Raw genomic sequence first — 24,025 nt, forward strand, 5'->3', positions numbered from 1 at the left:
AAATCTTATTAATTTTCGCTAACAAATATCGTAAAATATTAAATCTTTTTAGAAATCCTACGCAAGAACCTAGTATTAATATTTTTAAGGTAAATTGTAATGTCACAACTAGATGTTTTAATAGTAGACGATGAAGAGAGTATACGAAATCTCATTGCTGCAAATTTGAAAGATGAAGGTTTTAACCCTAAGGTTGCCGCTAATAGTACTCAAGCCCTTAAAATACTTTCCGAAAAACCGGTCTCTGCAGTTATACTTGATATTTGGCTTCAAGGAAGCGAAATTGACGGACTTGGGATTTTAGAGATAATAAAAAAACGCTATCCTTTAATGCCAGTAATAATTATTAGCGGTCACGGTACTATAGAAACAGCAGTAAATGCTATAAAAATGGGTGCTTACGATTATATAGAAAAACCGTTTAATAATGATAAATTAGTTATTTTACTTACAAGAGCTTGTGAAGTAACAAAGTTAAAACGCGAAAATATAGATTTAAAATCAAAGGTTATAGATAAAACTGAATTAGTAGGCGAATGTGCGGTAACTTTAAAATATAAAATGGCAATAGCAAAGGCAGCTACCTCTAGCAGTCGTATAATGATTCACGGTAAAGTCGGTAGCGGTAAAGCACTTGCAGCAAGATTAATTCATAAACAATCTAAAAGGGTTAATAATCCGTTCATTATTTTCAGCCCTACCTGTATGACTACGGAAAAAATCAATCAAGAATTATTCGGCGAATCGGAAAAGGAGGCAAATAATAAACGCCCTACTATCTTAGAATTTGCCAATAACGGTACTTTATATATAGATGAGGTCAGTAATATTCCTATTCCTATCCAAGTAAAATTATTAAAATTCCTTAAAGAGCAAACTCTTACAAAACCTTGCGGGAAAAATATTAAAATTGATATAAAAATTATCACCGGTACTTCTAAAAATATCCAAGATGAAGTTAATAACGGCAAATTCCTAGAAGATCTATATTATCGCCTTAATGTATCCTCTCTAAAAGTACCTTCATTATATGAAAGAAAAGAAGATATACCGCTACTCGTTAAGTATTTTGTTAAGCAACTTTCAAAATTTTCAGGTTTAAAAGAACGTAGCTTTGCCGATGAAACTATCGCTGCTCTTCAATCCTATGAATGGCCAGGCAATATTAGACAATTACGTAACGTTGTTGAATGGACTTTAATTATGAATCCGTTAACTACAGGTAATAATGAAATTATAAAACCTTATATGATACCTTCTGAAATATTAGCAAATAGTGCTAATCTTACAAAACTTGAAGATAGCTTTGATATGTTATCTATGCCGCTTAGAGAAGCTAGAGAAGTTTTTGAGCGTCAATATCTATCGGCACAAATGAGTCGTTTTAATAATAATATTTCAAAAACATCCGCATTTGTCGGTATGGAAAGATCGGCTTTGCATCGTAAATTAAAATTATTAAGCTTACATATACCTCCTACCAATAGAATAAATGATGAAGAATATGAGGAAGCAAATGCTTAAAGTCATATCAATAATTACGATTTATTTGTTATTAAGCAGCTGCTCCGAATCTACTCGTGATGCGAACGGATTACTTACGGATAGCCAAAGCACGGTAATTCGGAATTATATAATATCGCAAAATTCTAAAAACCTTAAAGTGAACCTTAAAGAGAAGTTCGGTTCAAATTTAAAAGGAGTAAAATTAATAGGAGTACAGCTAATCAATGAAGATTTATCAGGAATAGATTTGACTTCCTGCGAAATATTACGTGCTGATTTTACAGGTAGCAATTTAGAAAAAGCAATACTTACAAATGCTATAATTCAAGAAAGTAATTTTGCAGATTCGGTAATAAAAAATATTTCCGGATATAATGCTGACTTTCAAGGTTCAATTTTTCACAATATAACATTACAAAATACAAATTTTGTTCAATCAAATTTTAGCGATACTGCTTTTAATAAAACTACTATAATAAATGTCAACTTTGAAAATTCTAAATTTAGTCATGTATTATGGAGCAATAATACTATCGACGGTGTTAATTTTCAAAAAGCTACCCTACAGAATAATAGCTTTAAAAATACTAATATAACAAATTCAATATTTTACGGTACGGATTTAGAAAAAAGTCTAATAAATAATACCAATTTTACTAATAATTATTTTGAATCTAGCAACCTAAGTCAAACTACATTAACAGCAGTAATAATTAAGGAGTCTAACTTCACACACAGTATTTTTAATGCAGTAAATTTTAATAACGTACAAAGTAATAACTCTTGCTTTTCATACGCTTCCTTTCAAGATTCAACACTACAAAATATTAGCCTTACTAAATGTGATTTACAAAATAGTACAATTAGTAGTTCAGTTTTAAAGCATTTTAAAATCAATAATGCGATATTAAATAATATGAGTCTAAACGATAATAAATTTAATAATTTATCAATAAAAAATAGTAATGCTAATTTTGTAAGGATTAATAAAACTAAAGGCTCAAATGTTACTTTAGATAATATTAGCTATACTAATAATATTTTTAGCAATAATGATTTTAAACAATTTATAGTGATTAATACTGACTTAAACAGCAGTGAAATAATAAACTCAAATATAACTAACGGACAATTTAATAATATAAATTTTTCTAAATCTTTAATACAAAACGTAAATTTTTCAGATGTTAAAATTACTTTAGGCAATTTAAACCAAGTAGCTCTAATAAATTCCACTCTAACAAATACTGCGGTTATTAACTCCGTCCTTTCTAATTCGCAAATAAATAATATTAACTACCAAGCGTATTCCGGTTTTATTAATACTAATGTTTTTAATAATATTATTTTAAATAGTGATAATTCGAGCAAAATTCTACCAAATAATATAGTAATAAATTCGGTAAAAGATTTGCAAAAAATAACTCACTTAGCAAATATGAATTTAACAAATTTTGACTTGAGCAACTTAATATTTGATAGAGTAGATTTTTCAAATAGTATCTTTAAAAATGCTAACCTAACAAATACGGTAATAAAAAATTCTATTTTAAAAGAGGCTAATTTTTCTGCAGCAATACTTACTAAAACAGATTTTTCAAACTCAATATTAACAGATAGTATATTTAAATCAGCTAAAATTGATCAGGCGGGCTTTAATAACTCCGACCTAACAAATGCCGATTTTACCGAAGCAGCAATTAAAGATACTTCGTTTGATAAAGCTAAGACAAGCGGAATGAAAGGAGTAGAATAATCTTTAAATACCTTGGTCCTTATACGAACATTCAGTATGTCATCCCCGCGTGGCATTGTTGCGTGGATCAGTAAATGCTCTTTATGTCATTCCCGCGAAAGCGGGAATCCAGTAAAACATATAAAAAATTTTTTATATGCTTATTTTGTTAAAGGTATAATTTGATCCAATATTAAGGGTTATTTTTCTAGATGCCTGCTTTCACAGGAATAACATAGCATTTACCTTTGGTTGCTCTTGGAAGACTTTGCTTTATTAGTAGGAGTATTAGACGGTGTAAATGAATTATTATTTATAAAAGCAGTAGGACTTTTCTGCTTCATTCTATTAATAATTTGTTGTTGTTTAAGAGTATTTATCTTTTGTTTTCCGGCTATCCTTATAGATTGAGTAATTTTGGCAGTTTCTACAAATATTTCCTTAGGAGTTTGTAGCTGATCAATTCGCTCATAATGTTTTTTAAGAAACTCTTCTTTTATCTTTGGCTTTATTCCTTTCAAATCAACATATGTTCTATATAACTTCTTTAATTTTATTTGTTGCTTGGAAGATTTGTGAGGAAGTGATTTAATCGCATTAACAAGACTACTACCTATTTCTTTTATAATATTAACTGCAGGCGAAGCTATTTTCTTTATTCCTTCATAAATTTTACCTAACCCACTAGCAATAACATCTAATAGTTTAGGCGCATATTCTTTAGATATAGGGGGTATATCCCTAATAATATCTCTCGCTTCAGTTAGATTATGAGCTAAATGGAGTAATGCTTTTTTCTCCTCTAACTCGGTAGAGCGATTAGCATATGAACTAGCGATATCTGCCTGAGCATCTATAGTATCGGTAATTATTGATTTAGTATCATTAAAAGAAAGATCTATAGGTGTCGTTTTTTGCGTTATAGGACTGTCTTCTCTTAATTTATCTAGCCTATCACGTATTGCTTGGTCTTTTTGATCATTAAGGCTTTTACTTTTTTGTTCTAGTTTAAGCTCAGATTGCAGCTGCTCAATTAGATCGTCTACTTCATTACCGGATTTTTTTGTGGGGATATAAGGTCTATCTTGGAGCTTTGCAAACCTTTCTTCTAATTCTTCAAGTGATGGAGGAGTGCCTTTAAGTTTTGCTAGTCTTTCTTCTAATTCTTTTATTATTTGATCGTCCTGCTTTTTCTTAGACATATATATACCTCTATAATAATTCCTAGGTTTTGTAAAAGAAAATTAATAAGATTTTTGCAATAATAGTTATTCCTATTTCAAAAAAATCTTATGATTTACAACAAAAAATAGATTAATTCAATTTTCCGCATGCAAAGCCTAGTTATTAATAACACAAACTACTAACTAAAATAAAGTATTTTGTGATATGAGTTAAGATATAATTATATAAAGCTAGAATTATACGTGTGGATCAGTTTTGCCATTGTCACCTAGTTCCTTGATCACGGGGTCTAATTAAAAATACTAATATTATTAGTATTTTAAGTTGTTTTCTGGATACCACACAATTCAGCTAATTCTGCACGTGCCTTATTTTCTCATATAACTTTAAACATTTTTCTTTTTTAACCATTCCCTCACTTCGTCAGTAGTGTAAGTTTTAAAATCAGGGGCATTAATTCTTTGCAAAGCAATTTTGCATCTTCTGAATCTTCTTGTATTTCCTGTAGATATTCAATCGCTTTACGTATATATACCCTTTTGATCTGTCTAAGTTTTTTGCTGACTATGCTAAACTATTATTTAGTTCGTCCGGAATAGTTAAATTCAGTCTTGCCATCTTGTGACCTATCTAACACATTACGACACATAATAGCACAAACTACAAACTAAAAAAAGCTATAAATACTTATCCAACACGTCCGACATAATTTTACGAGCTACAGGGGCGGCGGCTTTACTACCGCCTCCACCATGATCAATAAAGACGGTAACGGAATAACTAGGATCGTGATAAGGAGCGAAGCCTAAGAACAAGGCATGATTACGCCTCTCCCAAGCAATAGCTTTACGGCTTAAATCATCTTTAGCATTTAGTTTGCCTTGCACCTGCGAAGTACCGGTTTTACCAGCGAGCTGCCTATTTTTGCCTAAAATTCTATTATAATACGCCGTACCTCCCGCAACATTAACGGTATTATACAAACTTTCTTGGATTATTGTGATATTTTCGGGCTTAATATTGACATTATAAAATTCCGGATCATTTTTTAATATTCTAGGCGTATACAGTTTACCGTTACTTGCAATAGCTGTAATAAACCTTGCAAGCTGCATCGGGGTTACCCCTAGAAACCCCTGTCCGATTGCTAAATTAAAACTATCTCCTATTGACCAAGGACGCTTTAATTTTTTCTTTTTCCACTCTTTTGACGGTACAAACCCGCTACTTTCAGGAGCTAAATCAATACCGGTTTTTGAACCGAGGCCAAATTCTCTTGCAACTTCAAGAATTTTATCCGGACCTACTATTCTTGCTAATTCATACATATAAATATTACAAGAATGCTTTAAAGCAGACATCATATCTAACGTTCCGTGTCCGCTATGATTCCAACATCTAAAGCTATTAGTACCAAGAGCAGAGCTACCGTCGCAAAAAACGGTTTTATTAGGATTAATGCCTACTTCAAGGGCTGCAAGTACGGTAATTATTTTAAAAACCGAGCCTGGAGGATAAGAATTTTGTATTACCTTATTAATTAAAGGCTTATAAGGATCACTCGTTAAACTTTGCCAATAATTTTCCGATAATTTACTGAAATGATTTGATTCAAAACCCGGAGTGGAAGCACAAATTAGTACATTGCCGGTTTTAGTATCCATAACTATTGCCGAAGAACCTTTAGGATTTAAATATTGCTGGATATTTTTCTGAAGCAACACATCGATATTTAAATGCATATCTTCACCCGATTTAGTAGGGGTTCCTGCTATTTCTCTTACCTGCTTACCGTAAGCGTTTACTTCAACTTTTTTATAACCAAATGCTCCTCTTAGTTTGTTATCGTAATATTTTTCAATACCGGATTTACCGATATTAAAATCGCGTAAACTATGTATATTTAATTCCTGCTTCTCGTGCTCATTTATTTGACCAAGATAACCGATTAAATGAGAAGTAACGCTTGAAAAAGGATAAAACCTTAAATAACCTATATCAATAAATATTGAAGCGAGTTTATGCTTTTGTTCTTCAATCATTGATACTTGCTGCCAATCAAGCTGATCAAATATTATTAAAGGAGTGTGGCGACTAGATTTTTTAATTTTTTGCTTAATATAATTATATTTTTCCGGAGATAAATTTAGAATATTACTAATTATTTCTAATTCATCCCTATAATTATTATTAATGCTTCTATCTATTACTAGCTGATAACATGGTTTATTAGTAGCTAAAATATTGCCGTCTAAATCGTAAATTCTTCCTCTAGTCGGTGGAAGTACAACGAAATTAATACGATTCTTATCCGATAAAGTCTTATATTCTTCGCTTTTAATAAGCTGTAAATAAAACATTCTTATTCCAAGCAACGATAAAAATCCGAGTTTACCTAATCCGATTATAAAGGCTCTTCGTGAAATTAACTCACCATGTAGTATTTTCTTATTTAGCATACTTTTTAAAGTAATTCATAGGAGAGTCAAGTATAAGACGAATTATATTATAAGAAAATATAGTTGTTAAAAATTGAAAGAAAATTATTAAATATCCGTCTGCTTCTAGCTTCTTGATTGTTATTAGTAAATATTTAAAATTCAATATAAATAAACAATAAACGCAAAAAATAATGAAATTTATTAAATAGTTTTTAGCTACAAAATATTGTGAAGATAATTTATAAATCGTATATGCCGATAAAAAAACTAGCGAATTTGTACCGATAGGCATACCACTTATTTGATCTATAAATAGACCGAGAAAAAATATGCCAAAAATATTTAAGGAATATAACGACATAAAATAATAAATAAATATAATTTCCATCGCCGGAAAGATTCTGCTTTGAATATTTATTTTATAACTCACTAACGGAAATAATATTATAAAAAAACATAGCAAAGCAAACAGCAATTTTAATATTATTTGTAAGCTATTTTTATATATTTCCTGTTTTATCTTTAACATAAATAGTTTTTTGTTATATAGTTTTATACTGTGTCATACCGTGACTTGATCGGCAATTAGGTTGTCATCCCACGACTTGATCGCGGGATCTATATAAACAACATTTTGTGTGGTCATTTTTACTGGACCCCGTGGTCAAACCACGGGGTGACAATAGAAAAATTGCAACCACCCAACGACCATATCAACCATATACAAAATATAAATTAATTTTCTATTTTGTACAGTTTTAAAAAATGAATATGGATTCTACAATAACTCACAACAACTAGGGTTAGGTCTTTTATCATTATCGCTAAGCTCTAATTCTTCTTGTGCCTTGGAACTTGTGGATATAAATAGTTGTTTTGATATAATATTATTTATTGTTGTCGTGAGATCAAAAAACTTAAGCCGTGGGATAGGTATACTAGGTTTATCTGTTATATTTTTATTTTTTGACATAAAAACCTCCTTTTTAGCTTATAAATGCGTCATTACCAGAAAATTTAGGCTTTTTGTTGCACAGATCGTTTTATATCATGCCCGCATAGGCGGGGATGACATCAAGTAGGTTTTACCGATCTACGCAACAATGCCTGCTCGCAATGACAAAATCTATAATTATTAGGTAATATTTTAACTTTCTTCCTCACTTTGTTCTATCGGTTCTAAACCATATAAAGATATCATACGTTCAAATACTCTACCGGCAGTAGGGGCAGCCGTCCAACTTGCGGTTGCAAAGCCAAAGCTTTCTTTAGTCGGTTTCGGCTCATCAAATCTAATAAAAATAATATATTGCGGGTTAGATGCAGGCAGCATACCTAAAAACGATGACGCTCTACTATTTTTTAGATATTTCTTTTTTCCCCCTGCCCCTTGTGAAAGTTTTTCTGCCGTACCGGTCTTACCGCCGATAAGATAGCCTTTGACCTCTGCTCTTTTACCGTTACCTTCTTTTACTACCGCTCTAAATAATTTCTTCATTTGGGTAGAGGTATTTTCACTAAAAACTTTTGTACCTATTACTTTTTCATCCTTTCTTTTTAATAAAGTAAGATCATATAAAGTACCGCCGTTAACAACCGGTAACATTGCTCTAACAAAATGCAAAGGGCTAATCGAAATGCCGTAGCCATACGACATAGTAACACTCGTTAACTCATTCCATCTTTTCTCGGAAGGAAATAACGGAGTACCTCGTTCAGGTAATTCTATTTGCAACTGATCTAATAGACCTAATTTCTTTAGGTATTTTTTAAAATTGCTTTTACCGATTTCAAGCATAATTTGACTTGTGCCAATATTTGAAGAATATAGAAAAATCTCAGGTACACTATGCCATCCTTGCCTTGGCGTATAATCCTTAAGCTGGAATCCTCCTACTTTCATATAACTTATATCATAAGCATCATTCATATTTATTGCACCGGTATCAAAGCCGACTGCCATAGTTAATGCCTTAAACACCGAACCCATTTCGTAAATCCCGAGACTTGCTATATTAAACAGCTCTTCTGGTTTGGCTAAACTCGGATAATGCGGATCGAAATCAGGCTTATTTACTAATGCTAAAATCTCGCCATTATTTGGATCAGCAATAATGCCTACTGCTCCTATGGCCTTAAATTGCTTTAAAGTTTTATCAATCTCCTCACTTAAAATACTTTGTAATCTGATATCAATAGATAATTGCAGCGGTTCTTTCCGATTCTTTGGTTCGTTTAATTCATAATCAGAATTAGTTAAATACTTATCATAAGCGAGCTCTAAGCCACTAAGCCCTACCGAGTCTCTACCTACATAACCGATAACATGCGACAATAAATTAGAAAAGGTATAAATTCGTTTCTGCTCTTCTTCAAATTCAAAACCAAGTAACCCAAGGCTAGTTATCTTTTCTTGCTGACTAGGTAGTACATCCCTTTTTACCCATATAAAGCTTTTATTTGACTTAAGTTCTGCAAGTAATTTAGCTTTATTAATATCAGGTAGAATTTCTGCTAGCTTTTTTACGGAAGTTTCAGGATCAAGTACTATTTGTGGATTAGCAAATAATGAGGCAGAAGGTAGGTTCACTGCTAATAAATTACCGTTTCGATCAACTATTTCTTTTCTAAATTGATGCTTTTTTTTAAAGGAATTAATATTTTTATCATAAACATTCGTAGCAACGATTATCAATCTGTAAGATAAAGTACAAAAAAGAAAAGAAAAGACACAAATAACCATTAATAATCGGATTTTTGTATTTTTACTACAAACATTCCAAATTGTTAGACTTTTAATTGTAGGTTTCCATTTTTCCCAAATTTGTTTCATATGTTATTTATGGTGTTTCAAACACTAATATTTCTGCAATCCTTATGTCATTCCCGCGAAAGCAGGAATCCAGTACTTTAAAACCTTTTCAAAACTTGATTTGAAAAATAAAAAATCTTTAAAATCAAGATTTTTTAAAAAGCTCGATTTATCTCGCTTTACCCTAGATTCCCGCCTACGCGGGAATGACATCGAATGCTTTTTCCAAGCCATGCAACAATCCTACCAAGATACAAAGATCAACGTCAAAAAGAGCAAGGAATCCACAAAACGAGGAACGGAGCGTATACTTAATACGTGAGTACCACAGTACTTGTAGGATGACGTAGCCAATTTTTGAAGTTCATCGAGTATCCTTCACTCTACTCGAAACAGTCTGTATATACTTATTATTTGTAATTCTTTTGTAACGCCATTTACTACTCTTGGAAATACTAATATTATGATTAAATTTAATATTTTGATCGATATTTGGCCCTAACGGATCTTTTATCATTTGATAAGATTTAACTGTTTCTAATTTTAAATAAGCCGCCGCAAGTTTTTCCAATCGAGCCGGCAAAAGTAGATAAGCTTGCTCTGCTTTTAAAATATGAATATTATTATTCTCACTATTTATCTGTTTTACAACGCTACTTAATTGATAATCAAGAGTTGAGACTCGCTCCTTTATGCTAAACAAACTACATATTGCTATAATTGTTATCAATAATGTTAAATAGTGAAGCTTTCTTATACTCATAATTAATTACTCATATATCGCTTTTGCTGCTCGAAGTTTTGCCGATCTCGCTCTAATATTTAGCCCTACTTCTTTATCTGACGGTGCTAGAGCTTTGTTAGTAATAATCTTAAGCCATTTATTTGGATCAATCGTCATATCGTCTTTAGCATATTTTGATCTTACTACCGGCTTTTCCGAATGTTCTTTAAAGAAATTCTTAACTATCCTATCTTCTAAAGAGTGAAAAGACACCACAACTAAACGTCCGTCGTTCTTTAATATATTTTTTACATTCACTAAAAACTGCTCTAACGCCCCAAGCTCATCGTTTACATAAATCCTAATGGCTTGAAAGGTTTTAGTTGCAGGATCAATTTTGCCTTTTCTAAATCCTATACTACTTCTAACAATCTCGGCTAACTTGCCTGTACTATCAATTCTCGCCGTTTTTCTATATTCTACAATTCTCTTAGCAATTCTTCGTGAAAAGCTCTCATCTCCGTATTTGTAAATTACGTCAGCGAGCTCTTTTTCCTCTGCCGCATTTACAAACTCCTCGGCACTAAGCCCTTGCCCGCTCATACGCATATCGAGTGGTCCGTCATGCAAAAACGAAAATCCTCTATCTGCTATATCTAACTGCATTGATGAAACGCCTAAATCCAGCACTATCCCATCAAATTTTTTTTCCTTAAGCTTTGCAAAGCTATCCGCAAAATTTGTTTCTACAAAATCAAATCTCTCACCGTAATTTTGCTGAATTTCTTCGGCTCTTTTAATTACGTTTGGATCACGATCCAAGGCTGTGACATAACAGTTACAGCTTTCTAATATTGCTTTGCTATATCCTCCTGCTCCAAACGTACAATCTAAATAAGACTCACCAGCTTTTGGGCTTAAGGCCTCTAACATTTCATTTAGCATTACAGACACGTGAGATTGTATCATTAATGAGCATTCCTTAGAGTTAAGCGCTTTTCATGAGCAATTTTTTGAGCGGCATTTAAATATTTCTCAAAATTCTGCGGCTGCCAAATCTCAAAAATCACCCCTTTACCTACAAAACATGCTTGCTCTTCGATTCCTGCATGCTTCATTAAAGATTGCGGCAATATAATTCTTCCCTCCCCATCAAAGGAAAGTTGTACAGCTTCCCCGAATATCATAGTCTCAAACGCATCACGCTCCTCGGAATAAGGATCAAGCGTCTCTATCATCTGCCTTAATCTCTCGATATGCGAAATACCGCACACCTCTATACAATTATTCCTAATCGACGGATAAGCAATTACACCGTTAAATAATTCTTTCCCTAGTACCGCACGGTAATTCGCCGGCACCGACACCCTACTCTTTTTATCAACACCATTTATATACTTAGATAAAAATACATTCATTGGTATAATTTGGGTTAATTTGGGATTTAATGGGAAATTATAGAATATTATAGGAATATCAAGGAGTCAAGGGTTTTTAACAAGGATGAATTAAATTATTAAGATGTCATACCGTGGCTTGACCACGGTATCCAAAAAAATAATTTAAAATACTAATATTAGTATTTTAGAATGGATTCCGCGATCACGTCGTGGGATGACAGAGGGGACATTGATCCACACAACAACGCCATACAGGAATAACATCGAACCACACAACAAAGTTTAATCCAATGATTTTATGGATTTTTTAAAGTGATTTTCACCTTGAAAATTCATATTATTTAATATATTAATTTCAGATAAATGATTATAGTAATTTTATGGCTAAAGTTAGAGAAATAGAAACGATGGCTACTCTAATAACAGAACACACATCTTCTTATGATACAGGTATGGTGTTTGGATATTACCTTACTAGAGCAAGGCGACACCCTAACTCCTATTGTTTCTTCCAATTTTATCCCTAGCATTAGTTTATCGGCCATTCAAGAAGTACCACTGATATCTTCCTTCTGCACAAGACTCCGGCTACAACATTACACTAGATAAACTATTCGAACAGTTTCACATCACTTACGGAGCATATTCTTTTTACCAATCCAAGTTTTTTCAAACCGCTCAACTAAAACATCTTATAAAAAAGATTTTAGATCATCAAGGTGATGATATCAATATTCAAGATTCGTTTTATCATACAGTTCTACATAAGGCTATTTACCGCAAACTTTATGATATAGCTGAATTTTTACTAGAAAAAGGAGCTTCAACAGAGTTAAAAGATTTAGATGGATATACACCTCTTCAATTAGTTATTCATGAAGGCTACACAGAAATGGTTAAATTTAATAATATGGAGCAGATCATCGAGATAAAAACTAATAGAATTAGTACCCGATGATAAACCTGAATTAAAAGCTTTTTTAAGCCTTGCAATAGCGTCTCAAAATAATAATTCTAACACAATAGATAATTCTCTTGTTACCACTAAAGATATAGAAAAATTAAATGATACTACAAATTTCTATACCGGTTCAAGAATATCTAAAATTGTTTTGGTTGCTAATGAAAATCCTGAAGAGTTGGGACTTGAATTAGCTGGTGAAGTACATGAATAGGTTTCTTAAACATACTCAATAATAATGACCTATAGAACTATTTTAATATAGGTTAATTTAAAAAATATTGACTTATATTATGTTTTATTTGAAATAATTATTGATTAATGTTAATAATGATTTTATTTTTTACATAAATAAAGGTTAATTATGCCACAACTTAAAATAGGTATTTTTAAAATACATAAATATTGTAAAAATATAAAAACTACAACTCAATCAAACTCTAACGATCCCCTAAAGAAAAACACTACTGAAAAAAAATTAAACCCCACTGTAAAATATAGAAATATGCTCCCAACTAAGATATTTGGACACCGGATACTGAACTTCTTGGAACAGATTATGACACATAATTATAAATCTAGCATTCTTGACTAAATATATATTGTGAACAAATACTAAGTTTGAGCTTTAAAATCTAATTTATGTTTAATTTACCTATTGATAATATTATCGTATTCATATACCTAATATCTATTCTACTTATTGGTATATATTACCGAACTAAAAATAGTAGTTTTAAGAACTATGCAAATGTTGAAAGTAAAGCGCAAAATAGTAAGCTGTTATTAATAGCTACGATATTTGTAAGTTCTGTCGGAGGAGCCACCACTTTCGGCATTATGGAAAAGGCTTTTTTGGGGCATGAATATTATGCTTACGCTCTTATACTTACAATACCTATAGATATATTAATTGCAATCTATATAGTGCCTTTAATTGCCAAACATTACGGAGCTGAAAGCATCGGCGATATCCTAAGTACATATTACGGTAATATAGGTCGTTTTATCGGAGGGGTTAGTTCGGTTATCGTTTCAGTGGGGTTTTTGGCTGCTCAAATAAGCGTCAGCGGCTATATTTTTCAATATATCTTAGAAATAAATGATGTAAATGGGGTAATTTTAAGTTATAGTATAGTACTTATATATACTACAATAGGCGGTTTACAATCTATTGTTTTTACTAATTTACTACAATTTTTGGCAATGATAATCGCTATACCAACCATAACTTTTATCAGTTTAAATAAAATCGGTTTTGTAGATTTTATTAATAACCTACCTACGGAAAATGCAAATTTTGATCGGAGCAACCTACTTTCTTATACAATCGCAGCAGCTTTAAGTTTTAGCGTCATGAATCTATATCCTACATTTATTCAAAGAGCTTTAATTAATAAAAATCCTACGCAAACAACTAAAGCAATATATGCAAAATCCGCTATATATTTTTTCTTCTTGATTTGCATTACTTTAAATGGTTTAATTGCTTATAAGCTTTATCCAAACCAACCGTCAAATTTAGTATTACCTTATTTAATCAACCAAATCATCCCAACTTTAATTCAAGGGATAGTAATGAGTGGACTCTTAGCTGCCGTTATGTCTACTGCTGATTCTGATTTAAACGTTACTTCTATAGCTATTGTTAAAGATATAATCAATCCTATTTTTAAGGTTAAAAATCAGCAAAAATTATTATTAATTGCTCGAATTATTAACGTTATAATAGGAAGTTTTGCAATAATTGTAGCTTTAAAATTTAGTAATGTAATTGACTTAGTAGTATTCTTCACTGGTTTCTGGGGACCGGTAACATTAGTACCGTTAATAATAACGCTTTTTGGTATCAGAACATCTAAAACTATAATGGTCTTATCATCACTTGGCGGAGCAGCTATCTTCTTAATATGGGAATATTATTCTTTATCGTTGCAATATTTCAACCTTAGAGGAGTGTTTATAGGGACAATGGTGAGTCTTGTGATATTTATTCTAGGATGGTGGTATTCTAATGTCATTACGAAGAAAGTCATATAAAATATATTATCTATTTACTTGAAGTTTTAAATAATTTAATATGTTAACTCAAGATTAATAATTGAATTATGAGGATTTTATGTCTAAGCAAAATAGTATTGAAGGAAAATATAGCATAATAATTCCTATTGAAGACAAGAATGGGAGAATAAAATTTAAGCTTAAATTCACGTGATGACGTTAATGGCAGCACTTTAGCTGATATAGCTACGTCGTATTCAGAAAATATGCGTAATATGTATTACTCTACTAAGCAAAAAAATGATGCTGTTAACTCTTTAATGACAGGAACTTTAAATTATTCTATTCATAGTACAATGACTCCATATTATCCTGACTTAACTAAATTTAATATTAATGATTTATCTCAGAATGATGAACCTAAATTAATAGGCACAGCATGCCAAGAACTTAAAGATCCTATTGAGGATATAAAAAGCTAGCCTTATTGCATAAATCCAGAAACCTGCTCGATGTCATTCCTGCGGAAGCAGGAATTCAGTGACAAGTAGGAAAATCGAGCTTTTAATTTTTTAAATTTAGTATGTCTAGACTTTTTAGTGACTGGATTCCCGCCTCCGCAGGAATGACATCGCGACTCATACAACTAGGTTTTTCATGAGTTATAATATTAGTTTTTTCTGTGCAAAACATTAAAAATCATCTCAGCAAGTAACTTGTTAATACCATTTACTTTAGCAAGCTCATATATGGTTGCGTCGCATACTGCTTTATACGAACCGAAATAATGCAGTAATGCTTTTTTTCGAGTTTCACCTACGCCCTCTATATCGTCAAGGCGTGATATTTTTATAGCACGTGATCTACCTAGTCTATGATTCTTTATGGCAAAATTATGTGCCTCATCTCGCAAGATTTGTAAATATTTCATAACCGGCAAATTCTTATCTAGAGTAAATACTTCCTTACCTATAACATGGAACTGTTCAAAACCGGCATTTCTATCTACTCCTTTTGACATACAAACAAAAGGAATATTCATTTCAAATTTATCCATCACCTCTTTAACGACGCCTAAATGCCCTTTGCCGCCGTCTATAATCATTAAGCTTGGCAATTTATGCGGCTCTTGCCTTAACCTTGTAAGCCGCCTTGTTAGGACTTGCCGGAGCATCTCATAATCGTCACCTTTTATGTCACCCCCGCAGTTCTTGATGCCATGCCCGCGAAAGCAGGAATCCATTAACCTTTTTGGATCCCCGCTTTCACGGGAATGACATACGAGAGAGGGAGCATGGACATTAAAAACCCGATATTCTTTTTTATCAAAACCGACTTTACCAGCAACTACCATCACTCCAACCGCAAACTTACCTTGAATATGGCTATTATCATAAATCTCAATTCTTTCAGGAATTTCAGAAAGACCAAATAGCTCTTTAATTTCAAATATAATCTCTTGATTTTTTGCAAATTTCTTCAAATACTGCTCTAGAGAAAATAAAGCATTTGTCTCAGCATTTTGAACTAATTTAGCCTTACCGCCTTTATTAGGTACTGTAATATTAAGCTGAAGTATATTGTTGATTTTCTTAATCGCCTCTATCACATTCTCTTTATCATTAATTGCATGATTAATTATAATTGCCGCAGGCACGTGTTGTTTTTGGTAAAATTGTAATAAAAAATATTCTAATACTTCTTCTTTGGTACTATTTTCGGTAGAAGTAGGAAAATAAGGAATATTACCGCATGCTTGCCCTGCCCTATATAAAAACACTTCCACGCAATAATGCCCGTTCTTTTCCACAATAGCGATTATATCTGCGTCTTTAACGACATCTAAAACCCCTGCCTTAAGCTGCACATAACTAAGTGCTTTAATGCGATCTCTAATTTCTGCCGCCTCTTCAAAACGCATCTGACTACTTAGCTCTTCCATCTTTCTAGATAGGTTCTCTTGGAGTTCTTTAGTGCGACCTTGTAAGAAATCTTTAACCTGAGTTACTAAGTCTCTATAGTCTTCCTTGTTTATTTTACCGACGCAAGGAGCATAACAACGTTTTATTTCATATTGTAAGCAAGGACGAGTACGTGAATTAAAGTAATTATCCGTGCAGGAACGTAATTTAAAAATTTTTTGTAGTTCGGTCAAAGTAGTATTAACTTCCACACTCGAGGCAAAAGGACCAAAAAACTTCCCGTCACTTAGAGTTTTACCTCGATATTTTAGTAATTGTGGGAAATCATGATCTAAACGTAACTTAATGAAAGGAAAAGACTTGCAGTCCTTAAGAAGAATATTAAATTTCGGCTGAAATTTCTTGATTAACTGTGCTTCTAACAGTAGTGCTTCAACTTCGGAATTAGTGATGCTATACTCTAAAAAACAAGTATTTGCAATCATCCGAAGCGTCTTATTATCTAAATTACTTTTAATGTAATTAGTAAGGCGTTTCTTTAAATTTTTAGCTTTACCGACATAGAGAACTTGCTTGTTAACGTCAAACATTCGATAAACCCCTGAACGTTCAGGAGCATCTATAAGTTTAGATTTAATTAACTCACTTCCGGTAATTTCTAGGGTCATGTGTATAGTGGTCCTTAGCTAAAAGCCGAAATCCAGAACAAATAACCTTAATATTGATATAAAAATTACACATTAAACCTCAACAAACAAGTTTTTTATAGGTTTTACTGGATTCCTGCCTTTGTGGGCATGACATAGAAGAGTGCACCATGCAACAATAACCTTCAATTCCCCGTTTTATTATACGGATTGTCATTTGCGACTTTAACATTCACTATTTTTCGTGTATTGTCATCAAAGAAAAAGGTTATTTTAAACTCATCTCCTACATTTAAATCTACTTTTGGGTCATAAAGCATAATATGCATGTCACCGGGCTTAAAATCAACATTAATATTACCGGCAATTAAAAATGGATAATCCACTTTTACCATTTTACTAACCCCTTGATCATTAATTGTTTGATGAATTTCTATTCCACTTATCTTATCTGAAGATATATTCACTAAATTATAACTCTTACTTCTACTATTTATTAATGTAAAATACATAGCAGAATTGCTAACTTTACCTTGCACATTTGTTGTAGGTCTTGCCCAAGGCTGTGCAAAGTGAACGGCTGCCTCTGCAGGTAAATCATCGGGCTGATCAGAAGAAGAATTTGTAGAATTAGGATTTTGAGCTGTTTGGTTATCAGCATAGTTTACTGCACAAATTAAAGTTATAAAACTAATTAGTAATGTTTTTAGCATAATAATACCCTTAATAAATTAAAATGAAATATTAACATAGATTAAATATAAATCTAGTTTTTTAAAAGATATTTTTTGTACACTTCTTGTGGTAATCTCTCTATAGCATAACGAACTGCGATTCTTGGCATTTGTAAAGTATAGCGATCCAAAAAATCTATTAATTGTTTTTCATCTTTTTTTCCTGCTTCACGTAGCATCCAACCTACTGCTTTATACATTAAATCATGTTTATCGTTTAAGAGTAATTTTGCTATTTCAAAAGTCGTATCTCATGTATTATTTTTGATAAAATACCAAGTAGCAACTATAGCTATTCGTCTTTCCCATAGAATTTCCGATTTTGTTAGTGTAAAGAGATAATCCTTTTCTTTATCCCATAAATAAGCTCCGATTATATGATGAGCTGATGCATCCACTAAATTCCAATTATTTACGTGTTTTATATTGTTTAAATAAAAATTATACAAAAACTCTTTATCTTGTGCTGTCTGATATTGCATAATCAAAATAGCTAATGCTAAAAATTTCTCTTCATTAAATTCTGAAGTAATAAGTCGGCTTAAATCCTCCATATCCAAATTATAAATAACTTTTAGCTATTGTACGTAAAGTCGGCACGGTCACACCAATAAATCGGTCATGCTCTCCATACTCTCCTCTAGTTTTCAAGAATAGCATTCTACGTTCTACAGGAATAGTAGCATTCTCAAGTAAAATATTTCTAATTTGCTGTAAATTTTCTCTCATGTTCAATAAGCCATTTTTTACGATGTAATCCCCTGCCATAGCCTCCAAGTTTGCCATTGCTATTAATAAATACGATGACAAGGAACAATGATTGCTAACTGATTCATACCATTAGCATTTGCAACAGCTCTATAAGAATTAGGTTTGCCCAAAACTTTAGCCTGATTTAAATAGCTTCGTGTTTCACCGTAAGGTATATTCATTAATTCTTGCCAAACCATTTTTTGAAATGGGCTTCCTAAAAGCTATATAGGCGTATTAAATTTTTCCGTTATAAGTACAATTGAAGATCATCTTCAATCATTCAAATCGGTTCAGTGCTTCCAGGAATAATAGCAGATTCTATCTTAATCCTTAGCCTCTCAAGTTCACGCTCCAAACCTCTTCTATCAACAAACTCTAGCAAATAAAGCAATTTTTCATCACTAATTGCCAGCATAGAAACAAGAGGCGTATCTAGCCAAGCGGATTTTAAACTCATTATTTTACCCTAAATATGATTTCTTAATATTATAGTATTGATTTTTTATTTAACAATTTTATATTTTTAAAACTAACAATTTATAGGTAATCACTATGATAAAAGCTCATGTTTTTAAATATTCGCAGGTCATTTTAACCAAGAGGGAACTCGCTATAATAAAATTTAGCAAATACAGCGGACTAAGTATACCGGATATTGCTACTATGGCAAAAGAAGAAGAAAAACTAACGGAATAATAGATCAGTATAAAACCGGTAAAATAACTACCGCAAAATTTCGTAAGAAAATGAATGAGCTTATACAAGAAAAAAACGGTAATTCTATACGAGATAATGAGGTATTTGATAAAAGCTGGAATGCTATGTGCAAAATAGAACCTGAAAAGCTAACAGAGATATATAACTTACAACACAGACACATAAATATCCACATTATAGGCAATACAAACGAATTACAGTATAATTATATTCAATAAAAAATAGAAAAGGCCCCAAATCAACCCACCATTTCTTATACACTTTCATACAAACTTGGTAACTCAGGTGAGAGAGAATTAAAACATTATACAAAACATTTTTTAGCAGCTCGCGATTATGAACCGGTATGGCATATGGAAGCTCACAATGACTATGATCAAAACACTTTAGACATATTAGGAAAATATTACGATAATACGACTAAAGATATTATATAAATATTGATAGCTTAAAAATTCTATAATAGCGAATTATTGCATAATGCGCTATTTGCGTTATTTAAGCCAAATCATTTAGCTTCATGCTGCTCTTTAGCAAAATCAATTAGGCTTTTCACAACATCACTTAAATCTTCATTATTAAAGTCAATCCTCATTTCTTTTTTAACAACATCAACAAAATAATCATCAAGTGAATTTTTCATTTAAAATGGAAGTGTTTTTTGTCCAAGCAACAATTATTTCCTGCTTAATGATGTCATAGGTATCAAGAGCAATTTGAATGGCATTTTCACGCTGATTTTGATCTTTGCGATTCTGTAAGAAGCTATTATTGTTTTGTTAGTGCCGAGTTCACGTGGCACATCATTTTTAAATTCAGCTCTTATTTTTTTAACTCTATTTAAAAGATCACTCTCCGATACACGTTTATTATGATGCTGTATTATTGTGTTATTTATTAAGGGTAGAAAATTTTTGATAAAAGGCAGGATCGATATTGATATAATCCTTAATAGTATCTTGTATTTGAAGCCATATCCATGACCGAATGTTAACCGCTTCAGTTTTAGTAATATGACCGGCAATAACATACTCATCAAGCAACTTCATGACTTGAGCGGTATATATTGTTTTATCCGGTTTTTCTTTATAACGCTTTTCCACTATCTCTTTGAGCTTATTAAATTTTATTCATATTGTAAATTAACGTGTTCTTTTTCTTCATAAAATTCATAAGAATTAGAAGCTATAGACATCAGATTTTTAAATTTATTCAACAAGAAATAAAACTTATTGCGTATAACTTCATCGGCTAAATGCTGTTCGAGCTGTTCAGAATCCAAATCGTTAGGCACTTTTTTCTTGTAGTAACAGAAAAAATGCTTTCAATTTATCATATACAAAAAATATAGCATCTTCTAAATCTTCTCTATCAAAATTGTTTAAACCATCATTTTCATAAAATTGATGTGCTTGTTTTAATTGATTCGATAACCCTACATAGTCAATTATGTAACCATATTCTTTAGTTTTCCCTTTTTCTTCAAATAGACGATTCGCACGAGCAATTGCTTGTAAAAGATTATGCTCTTTTCATTCTTTGCATATGTAAATAACGACATTACGCGGTGCATCAAAACCGGTTAGTAATTTTGAAACTACAATTAAAATGTCAGGATCATCGGAACTTTTAAATTTTTTAATAATTCTATTATTGAATTTTGCTCCATATTGTTCCCTCATGTTTTTTATAAATTTATCTACTTCATTTTCGCCTTCAATATCTTTATAACCGTCCCGGTCATCAGTAGCAGATATAACAACTTCAGAACTTACTTGTCCTATATCATCTAAAAATTTTTTAAAACGAACGACAATTAATCTAGAAGAAGCTATTAACATACCTTTTAAACCTGTGCCTTTAAACGTTTTTAAATAGTGCGTTGAAATATCAAATGCTTTGGCATAAATAGCTTCCTTTGTTTGAGCCAGCATCTTTGAGCAACTGAATCTTGTTTTCAAAGCTGCTTTTTCTTCTTTATTTAATCCATTAGTAATCATATCAAAATCTTGTATTACGTCCTGCAAACTCTCAACTACTAAACTATTTGTAGTACTTACTCCCCTTGATACCTACATACCAAATCTTACAGAGTCAAGATTTGGTAAATTTGTCTTTAAGTCTACCAGCGATGTGCCTGCTACTAGCTTTCTTATATCGTCTGCTATCTGCATAGTCTGAGTACCTAGCTGGTATAAATTTAATGCCTGATCTAGAACATCAAGCCATTACGTACCATTTTTATGTATTAAGTGATTGGCAAGCTTTGCAGTGTAGCTTAAATCTTCTTGCATGCCAATATGTATTGTATGCCAGCTTGCATTGTAGTAGATAGAGGATTTAGCTGTCATTGCCTATTATATCGACTTCGTCCTCTAAATAAGAAGCTATATGATATTTTAAGGTCAACAGGCATTAGATTAAGGATTGGACTTTCTTCTAAAGACTTGTCTACTAATTTAAAAATGGAGTATGATCTTTAAAAGGATTTTCAGTTTGATCAGAGCTATAAAAAAGCTTATAATTTTGTCCTATAAATAAATTTAATGCCTCTTTATCTATTGCTTTATATTTATCTGCAATCTCCTTTATTGCTTCTAGCGTATAATTATTAGATAAAATTTTAACAAATTCTTTATGAGATAGATTAGTTATTTTTGCTAACATATTTATATCTTGGAAACTCATTTTATCTTGATAATGATTTGTAAAAGTATATTGCTCATTTTCATAGGTGTTAAACTTTGCAATTTTTATAGACAAATCCTCATCTACAATCAATTTAAAAGGGCTGTTATTAGCATTTATTTCTAAAGCTCTATTAGTTATATTAAAATTAACACGTGCATTATTTATGTCTATACTACCTAAGCCATTATAGTAATTCATAGTATCGGTGATACCTAAAAAATATTACTATTAGTATCTAAACTAAAAGAATGAGTAATATTATCACCTACAGTAACGCCAAGCCAACTATCAAGACCCATGCTTGCTGCTCCCTTTGCATTTATATTTTTTGTTGTACCACTCATATTATGTCCTTAATAATTTATTATTCTCTTCACTGCTATAATTACTAAGTTCTAGCAAAGCTTAGTATATTTCTTTCTCAAGTAAATAGTCACCTCAACTTTTGAGTATGTAGATTATTATTTTTGCCTAGATTCTGCTGTTGTAAATACTTCCCATAACCAATAATAGTAGGTACAGAATATTTTTTTAGCAAGACATGGAGCGAAAATTAAAACAAAAGGAACATTCAAAGTTTTTACTAAATTTCAAAAAGCCTTGAAACCCTTATCGGAAGTGGTGGAGGCAAAGGGAATCGAACCCTTGACCCTCTGCGTGCAAAGCAGATGCTCTACCCCTGAGCTATGCCCCCGATTATTTATTAGCGAGGTTTTTGGAAGTGAAAATATTAAGATAAGCTTTTAACTAATCCCCAAGGTAATGGCTGACCATTGCTCCCTACGACTAAATCTCCGGAAGATTCATATTCGGCAGCTAGAAAAGACTTTTGAGCAGCAATAAGCTTGACCGGTTTGATTTTCTGACCGTTATGAAAATATTCTTTAGCCTGTTCCCTAGAAGTCGGGTTATTTTTGGAAGCTGTTTTTGCTTTAGACATATACTATTAACTTTTTCTTAAACTTGTGAAGAATATACAACTTTTTCCTAAACTTGTCAATAACTACCGTGTCGATAAATAGACATTACCTAGAAAAAGTTGATAATTTGAAAAGTTGACGTCATTACGAGGAAAATTACAAAGTAATTGACGAAGCAATCTAGTAAAATGCGTAGCATTTTTATTATTTTTCTGGATTGCCACGCTCCTTACAGTCGCTCGCAATGACGATTTGGTATCCATGCAACAGGAGCCTACAGCCGCTTACAATGACGGGGTATCAACGATTTCTAGGCAATGCCTATAAATATGTTAAGATATCTCAAAATATCATTATTCTTCCGTTATTACTTCACTTTCACCGACAAATGCTATTGTACATTCTACTTTTGCGTTGATATCAGCACCATATGATACTAACAGCTTATATATTTCATCATCCTTAATATCTTTAGAAGTACATCGAACATTTTTAGCAACCGCATGCAAAGGTATTCCTCTGGATTTTCTTTGATCCACCTCAGCTCCGTTCTTAATTAATAGTGTTGCTACATTAAAGTGCTTACTGCTTCATATAAAGGTGATCCTAGCCAAGCTCCTCGTTCCCGTTTACTGCAGCACCTTTTGATATTAGATATTCTGCTACAATTTCCGTGACGTGCAGCTGAATTTCAAGGAGTATTCTTCAAAATATCACTACACATATTAACATTTGCTTTTTTTTCTTCAACTAACCATTTAGCCAACTTTTAGTGCATTATTTGTAGATACCGAAAATAGTTCAGTAGGAGATACTGCACGTAATTCATTTAAACTCCTTACTAGGCCCACTGTATCAAGAGAAAAATAGACTCTT

27 protein-coding genes, 1 tRNA gene and 2 pseudogenes are annotated in these 24,025 nt (G+C 31.9%); 7 read left to right on the forward strand and 23 right to left on the reverse strand.

Annotation, left to right across the window (positions count from 1 at the left end; translation table 11 throughout):
- Nucleotides 1-99: 99 nt before the first annotated feature.
- Together ACHBLB_RS06965 and ACHBLB_RS06970 are read left to right on the forward strand one after the other, a co-directional pair.
- Complete coding sequence (locus ACHBLB_RS06965) at nt 100-1,524, forward strand: sigma-54-dependent transcriptional regulator (RefSeq protein WP_475841617.1); 1,425 nt, start codon at nt 100-102, stop codon at nt 1,522-1,524.
- Nucleotides 1,517-3,262 carry a pentapeptide repeat-containing protein gene (locus tag ACHBLB_RS06970; protein ID WP_475841619.1) on the forward strand — a complete coding sequence of 582 codons (1,746 nt, stop codon included), beginning with the start codon at nt 1,517-1,519 and terminating at the stop codon, nt 3,260-3,262. Before ACHBLB_RS06965 ends, ACHBLB_RS06970 begins: the two co-directional genes overlap by 8 nt.
- A 221-nt stretch (nt 3,263-3,483) precedes the next feature.
- Here ACHBLB_RS06970 and ACHBLB_RS06975 read toward each other — a convergent pair whose 3' ends face one another.
- From ACHBLB_RS06975 to mraZ, 9 genes are all read right to left on the reverse strand, one after another.
- Nucleotides 3,484-4,443, reverse strand: a complete 960-nt coding sequence (locus tag ACHBLB_RS06975; RefSeq protein WP_475841621.1) for a hypothetical protein — start codon at nt 4,441-4,443, stop codon at nt 3,484-3,486.
- A 660-nt stretch (nt 4,444-5,103) separates the two neighbouring features.
- Entirely contained in the window at nt 5,104-6,885 is a 1,782-nt protein-coding gene (mrdA, locus tag ACHBLB_RS06980; RefSeq protein ID WP_475841623.1) for a penicillin-binding protein 2, read from the reverse strand.
- Nucleotides 6,875-7,396, reverse strand: coding sequence for a hypothetical protein (locus ACHBLB_RS06985; RefSeq protein WP_475841625.1), 522 nt, complete (start codon nt 7,394-7,396; stop codon nt 6,875-6,877). The genes mrdA and ACHBLB_RS06985 overlap by 11 nt, the downstream gene beginning before the upstream one ends.
- 249 nt (nt 7,397-7,645) lie before the next feature.
- A complete protein-coding gene (locus ACHBLB_RS06990; protein ID WP_475841627.1) occupies nt 7,646-7,840 on the reverse strand; it encodes a hypothetical protein in 195 nt (64 codons plus the stop codon).
- Between the two features lie 174 nt (nt 7,841-8,014).
- Nucleotides 8,015-9,700: a peptidoglycan D,D-transpeptidase FtsI family protein gene (locus ACHBLB_RS06995; RefSeq protein WP_012151022.1), complete on the reverse strand. Its 1,686-nt coding sequence runs from the start codon at nt 9,698-9,700 to the stop codon at nt 8,015-8,017.
- A gap of 42 nt (nt 9,701-9,742) precedes the next feature.
- The gene (locus ACHBLB_RS07000) at nt 9,743-9,913 is read right to left on the reverse strand and encodes a hypothetical protein (protein ID WP_475841629.1); all 171 of its coding nucleotides are present in this window, start codon (nt 9,911-9,913) and stop codon (nt 9,743-9,745) included.
- Nucleotides 9,914-10,043: 130 nt separating this feature from the next.
- Nucleotides 10,044-10,442, reverse strand: a complete 399-nt coding sequence (ftsL, locus tag ACHBLB_RS07005) for a cell division protein FtsL (RefSeq protein ID WP_004998104.1) — start codon at nt 10,440-10,442, stop codon at nt 10,044-10,046.
- Between the two features lie 6 nt (nt 10,443-10,448).
- A complete protein-coding gene (gene rsmH, locus ACHBLB_RS07010; protein WP_475841631.1) occupies nt 10,449-11,372 on the reverse strand; it encodes a 16S rRNA (cytosine(1402)-N(4))-methyltransferase RsmH in 924 nt (307 codons plus the stop codon).
- Nucleotides 11,372-11,821 carry a division/cell wall cluster transcriptional repressor MraZ gene (gene mraZ, locus ACHBLB_RS07015; RefSeq protein ID WP_475841633.1) on the reverse strand — a complete coding sequence of 150 codons (450 nt, stop codon included), beginning with the start codon at nt 11,819-11,821 and terminating at the stop codon, nt 11,372-11,374. The genes rsmH and mraZ overlap by 1 nt, the downstream gene beginning before the upstream one ends.
- 715 nt (nt 11,822-12,536) lie before the next feature.
- Here mraZ and ACHBLB_RS07020 point away from each other — a divergent pair.
- From ACHBLB_RS07020 to ACHBLB_RS07030, 3 genes are all read left to right on the forward strand, one after another.
- Nucleotides 12,537-12,761 (forward strand): ankyrin repeat domain-containing protein, encoded by a 225-nt coding sequence (locus ACHBLB_RS07020; RefSeq protein WP_237737588.1) that lies wholly within the window; start codon nt 12,537-12,539, stop codon nt 12,759-12,761.
- A 645-nt stretch (nt 12,762-13,406) separates the two neighbouring features.
- A complete protein-coding gene (locus tag ACHBLB_RS07025; protein WP_475841635.1) occupies nt 13,407-14,804 on the forward strand; it encodes a sodium:solute symporter family protein in 1,398 nt (465 codons plus the stop codon).
- A gap of 227 nt (nt 14,805-15,031) precedes the next feature.
- The gene (locus tag ACHBLB_RS07030) at nt 15,032-15,247 is read left to right on the forward strand and encodes a hypothetical protein (RefSeq protein WP_475841637.1); all 216 of its coding nucleotides are present in this window, start codon (nt 15,032-15,034) and stop codon (nt 15,245-15,247) included.
- Between the two features lie 188 nt (nt 15,248-15,435).
- On the opposite strand, the gene uvrC is transcribed toward ACHBLB_RS07030, so the two are convergent.
- From uvrC to ACHBLB_RS07055, 5 genes and pseudogenes are all read right to left on the reverse strand, one after another.
- Complete coding sequence (gene uvrC / locus ACHBLB_RS07035) at nt 15,436-17,355, reverse strand: excinuclease ABC subunit UvrC (RefSeq protein WP_475841639.1); 1,920 nt, start codon at nt 17,353-17,355, stop codon at nt 15,436-15,438.
- A 164-nt stretch (nt 17,356-17,519) separates the two neighbouring features.
- Nucleotides 17,520-18,047 (reverse strand): copper chaperone PCu(A)C, encoded by a 528-nt coding sequence (locus ACHBLB_RS07040; RefSeq protein WP_012151029.1) that lies wholly within the window; start codon nt 18,045-18,047, stop codon nt 17,520-17,522.
- Nucleotides 18,048-18,100: 53 nt separating this feature from the next.
- Nucleotides 18,101-18,622, reverse strand: a pseudogene (locus ACHBLB_RS07045) (DNA alkylation repair protein).
- Between the two features lie 7 nt (nt 18,623-18,629).
- A complete protein-coding gene (locus ACHBLB_RS07050) occupies nt 18,630-18,797 on the reverse strand; it encodes a DNA alkylation repair protein (protein ID WP_475841641.1) in 168 nt (55 codons plus the stop codon).
- Nucleotides 18,772-19,278 (reverse strand): annotated as a pseudogene (locus ACHBLB_RS07055) (methylated-DNA--[protein]-cysteine S-methyltransferase). The gene ACHBLB_RS07050 and the pseudogene ACHBLB_RS07055 overlap by 26 nt, the downstream one beginning before the upstream one ends.
- A gap of 95 nt (nt 19,279-19,373) precedes the next feature.
- Here ACHBLB_RS07055 and ACHBLB_RS07060 point away from each other — a divergent pair.
- On the forward strand, nt 19,374-19,517 hold the full coding sequence (locus ACHBLB_RS07060) for a hypothetical protein (RefSeq protein WP_014273624.1): 144 nt from the start codon (nt 19,374-19,376) through the stop codon (nt 19,515-19,517).
- A 50-nt stretch (nt 19,518-19,567) separates the two neighbouring features.
- Nucleotides 19,568-19,756: a hypothetical protein gene (locus tag ACHBLB_RS07065; protein ID WP_475841643.1), complete on the forward strand. Its 189-nt coding sequence runs from the start codon at nt 19,568-19,570 to the stop codon at nt 19,754-19,756.
- 290 nt (nt 19,757-20,046) lie between these two features.
- Here the strand turns inward: ACHBLB_RS07065 and ACHBLB_RS07070 are convergent, their stop codons facing one another.
- The 9 genes from ACHBLB_RS07070 to ACHBLB_RS07110 form a co-directional block, all read right to left on the reverse strand.
- Nucleotides 20,047-20,181, reverse strand: coding sequence for a hypothetical protein (locus ACHBLB_RS07070; protein WP_475841645.1), 135 nt, complete (start codon nt 20,179-20,181; stop codon nt 20,047-20,049).
- A 247-nt stretch (nt 20,182-20,428) separates the two neighbouring features.
- On the reverse strand, nt 20,429-20,641 hold the full coding sequence (locus tag ACHBLB_RS07075) for a hypothetical protein (RefSeq protein WP_475841646.1): 213 nt from the start codon (nt 20,639-20,641) through the stop codon (nt 20,429-20,431).
- Between the two features lie 23 nt (nt 20,642-20,664).
- Nucleotides 20,665-20,832: a hypothetical protein gene (locus tag ACHBLB_RS07080; protein ID WP_475841647.1), complete on the reverse strand. Its 168-nt coding sequence runs from the start codon at nt 20,830-20,832 to the stop codon at nt 20,665-20,667.
- Between the two features lie 238 nt (nt 20,833-21,070).
- Nucleotides 21,071-21,538 (reverse strand): type I restriction enzyme subunit R domain-containing protein, encoded by a 468-nt coding sequence (locus ACHBLB_RS07085; protein WP_475842806.1) that lies wholly within the window; start codon nt 21,536-21,538, stop codon nt 21,071-21,073.
- A 454-nt stretch (nt 21,539-21,992) separates the two neighbouring features.
- Nucleotides 21,993-22,427 (reverse strand): hypothetical protein, encoded by a 435-nt coding sequence (locus ACHBLB_RS07090; protein WP_475841649.1) that lies wholly within the window; start codon nt 22,425-22,427, stop codon nt 21,993-21,995.
- 14 nt (nt 22,428-22,441) lie between these two features.
- The gene (locus tag ACHBLB_RS07095) at nt 22,442-22,573 is read right to left on the reverse strand and encodes a hypothetical protein (protein ID WP_016728225.1); all 132 of its coding nucleotides are present in this window, start codon (nt 22,571-22,573) and stop codon (nt 22,442-22,444) included.
- 275 nt (nt 22,574-22,848) lie between these two features.
- Nucleotides 22,849-22,923: transfer RNA gene (locus ACHBLB_RS07100), tRNA-Ala, on the reverse strand.
- Between the two features lie 36 nt (nt 22,924-22,959).
- Nucleotides 22,960-23,169 carry a hypothetical protein gene (locus tag ACHBLB_RS07105; RefSeq protein ID WP_004998070.1) on the reverse strand — a complete coding sequence of 70 codons (210 nt, stop codon included), beginning with the start codon at nt 23,167-23,169 and terminating at the stop codon, nt 22,960-22,962.
- Nucleotides 23,170-23,502: 333 nt separating this feature from the next.
- Nucleotides 23,503-23,688 carry an ankyrin repeat domain-containing protein gene (locus tag ACHBLB_RS07110; protein WP_475841651.1) on the reverse strand — a complete coding sequence of 62 codons (186 nt, stop codon included), beginning with the start codon at nt 23,686-23,688 and terminating at the stop codon, nt 23,503-23,505.
- Nucleotides 23,689-24,025: the final 337 nt, after the last annotated feature.

The sequence above is a fragment of the Rickettsia lanei genome, from assembly GCF_056242675.1.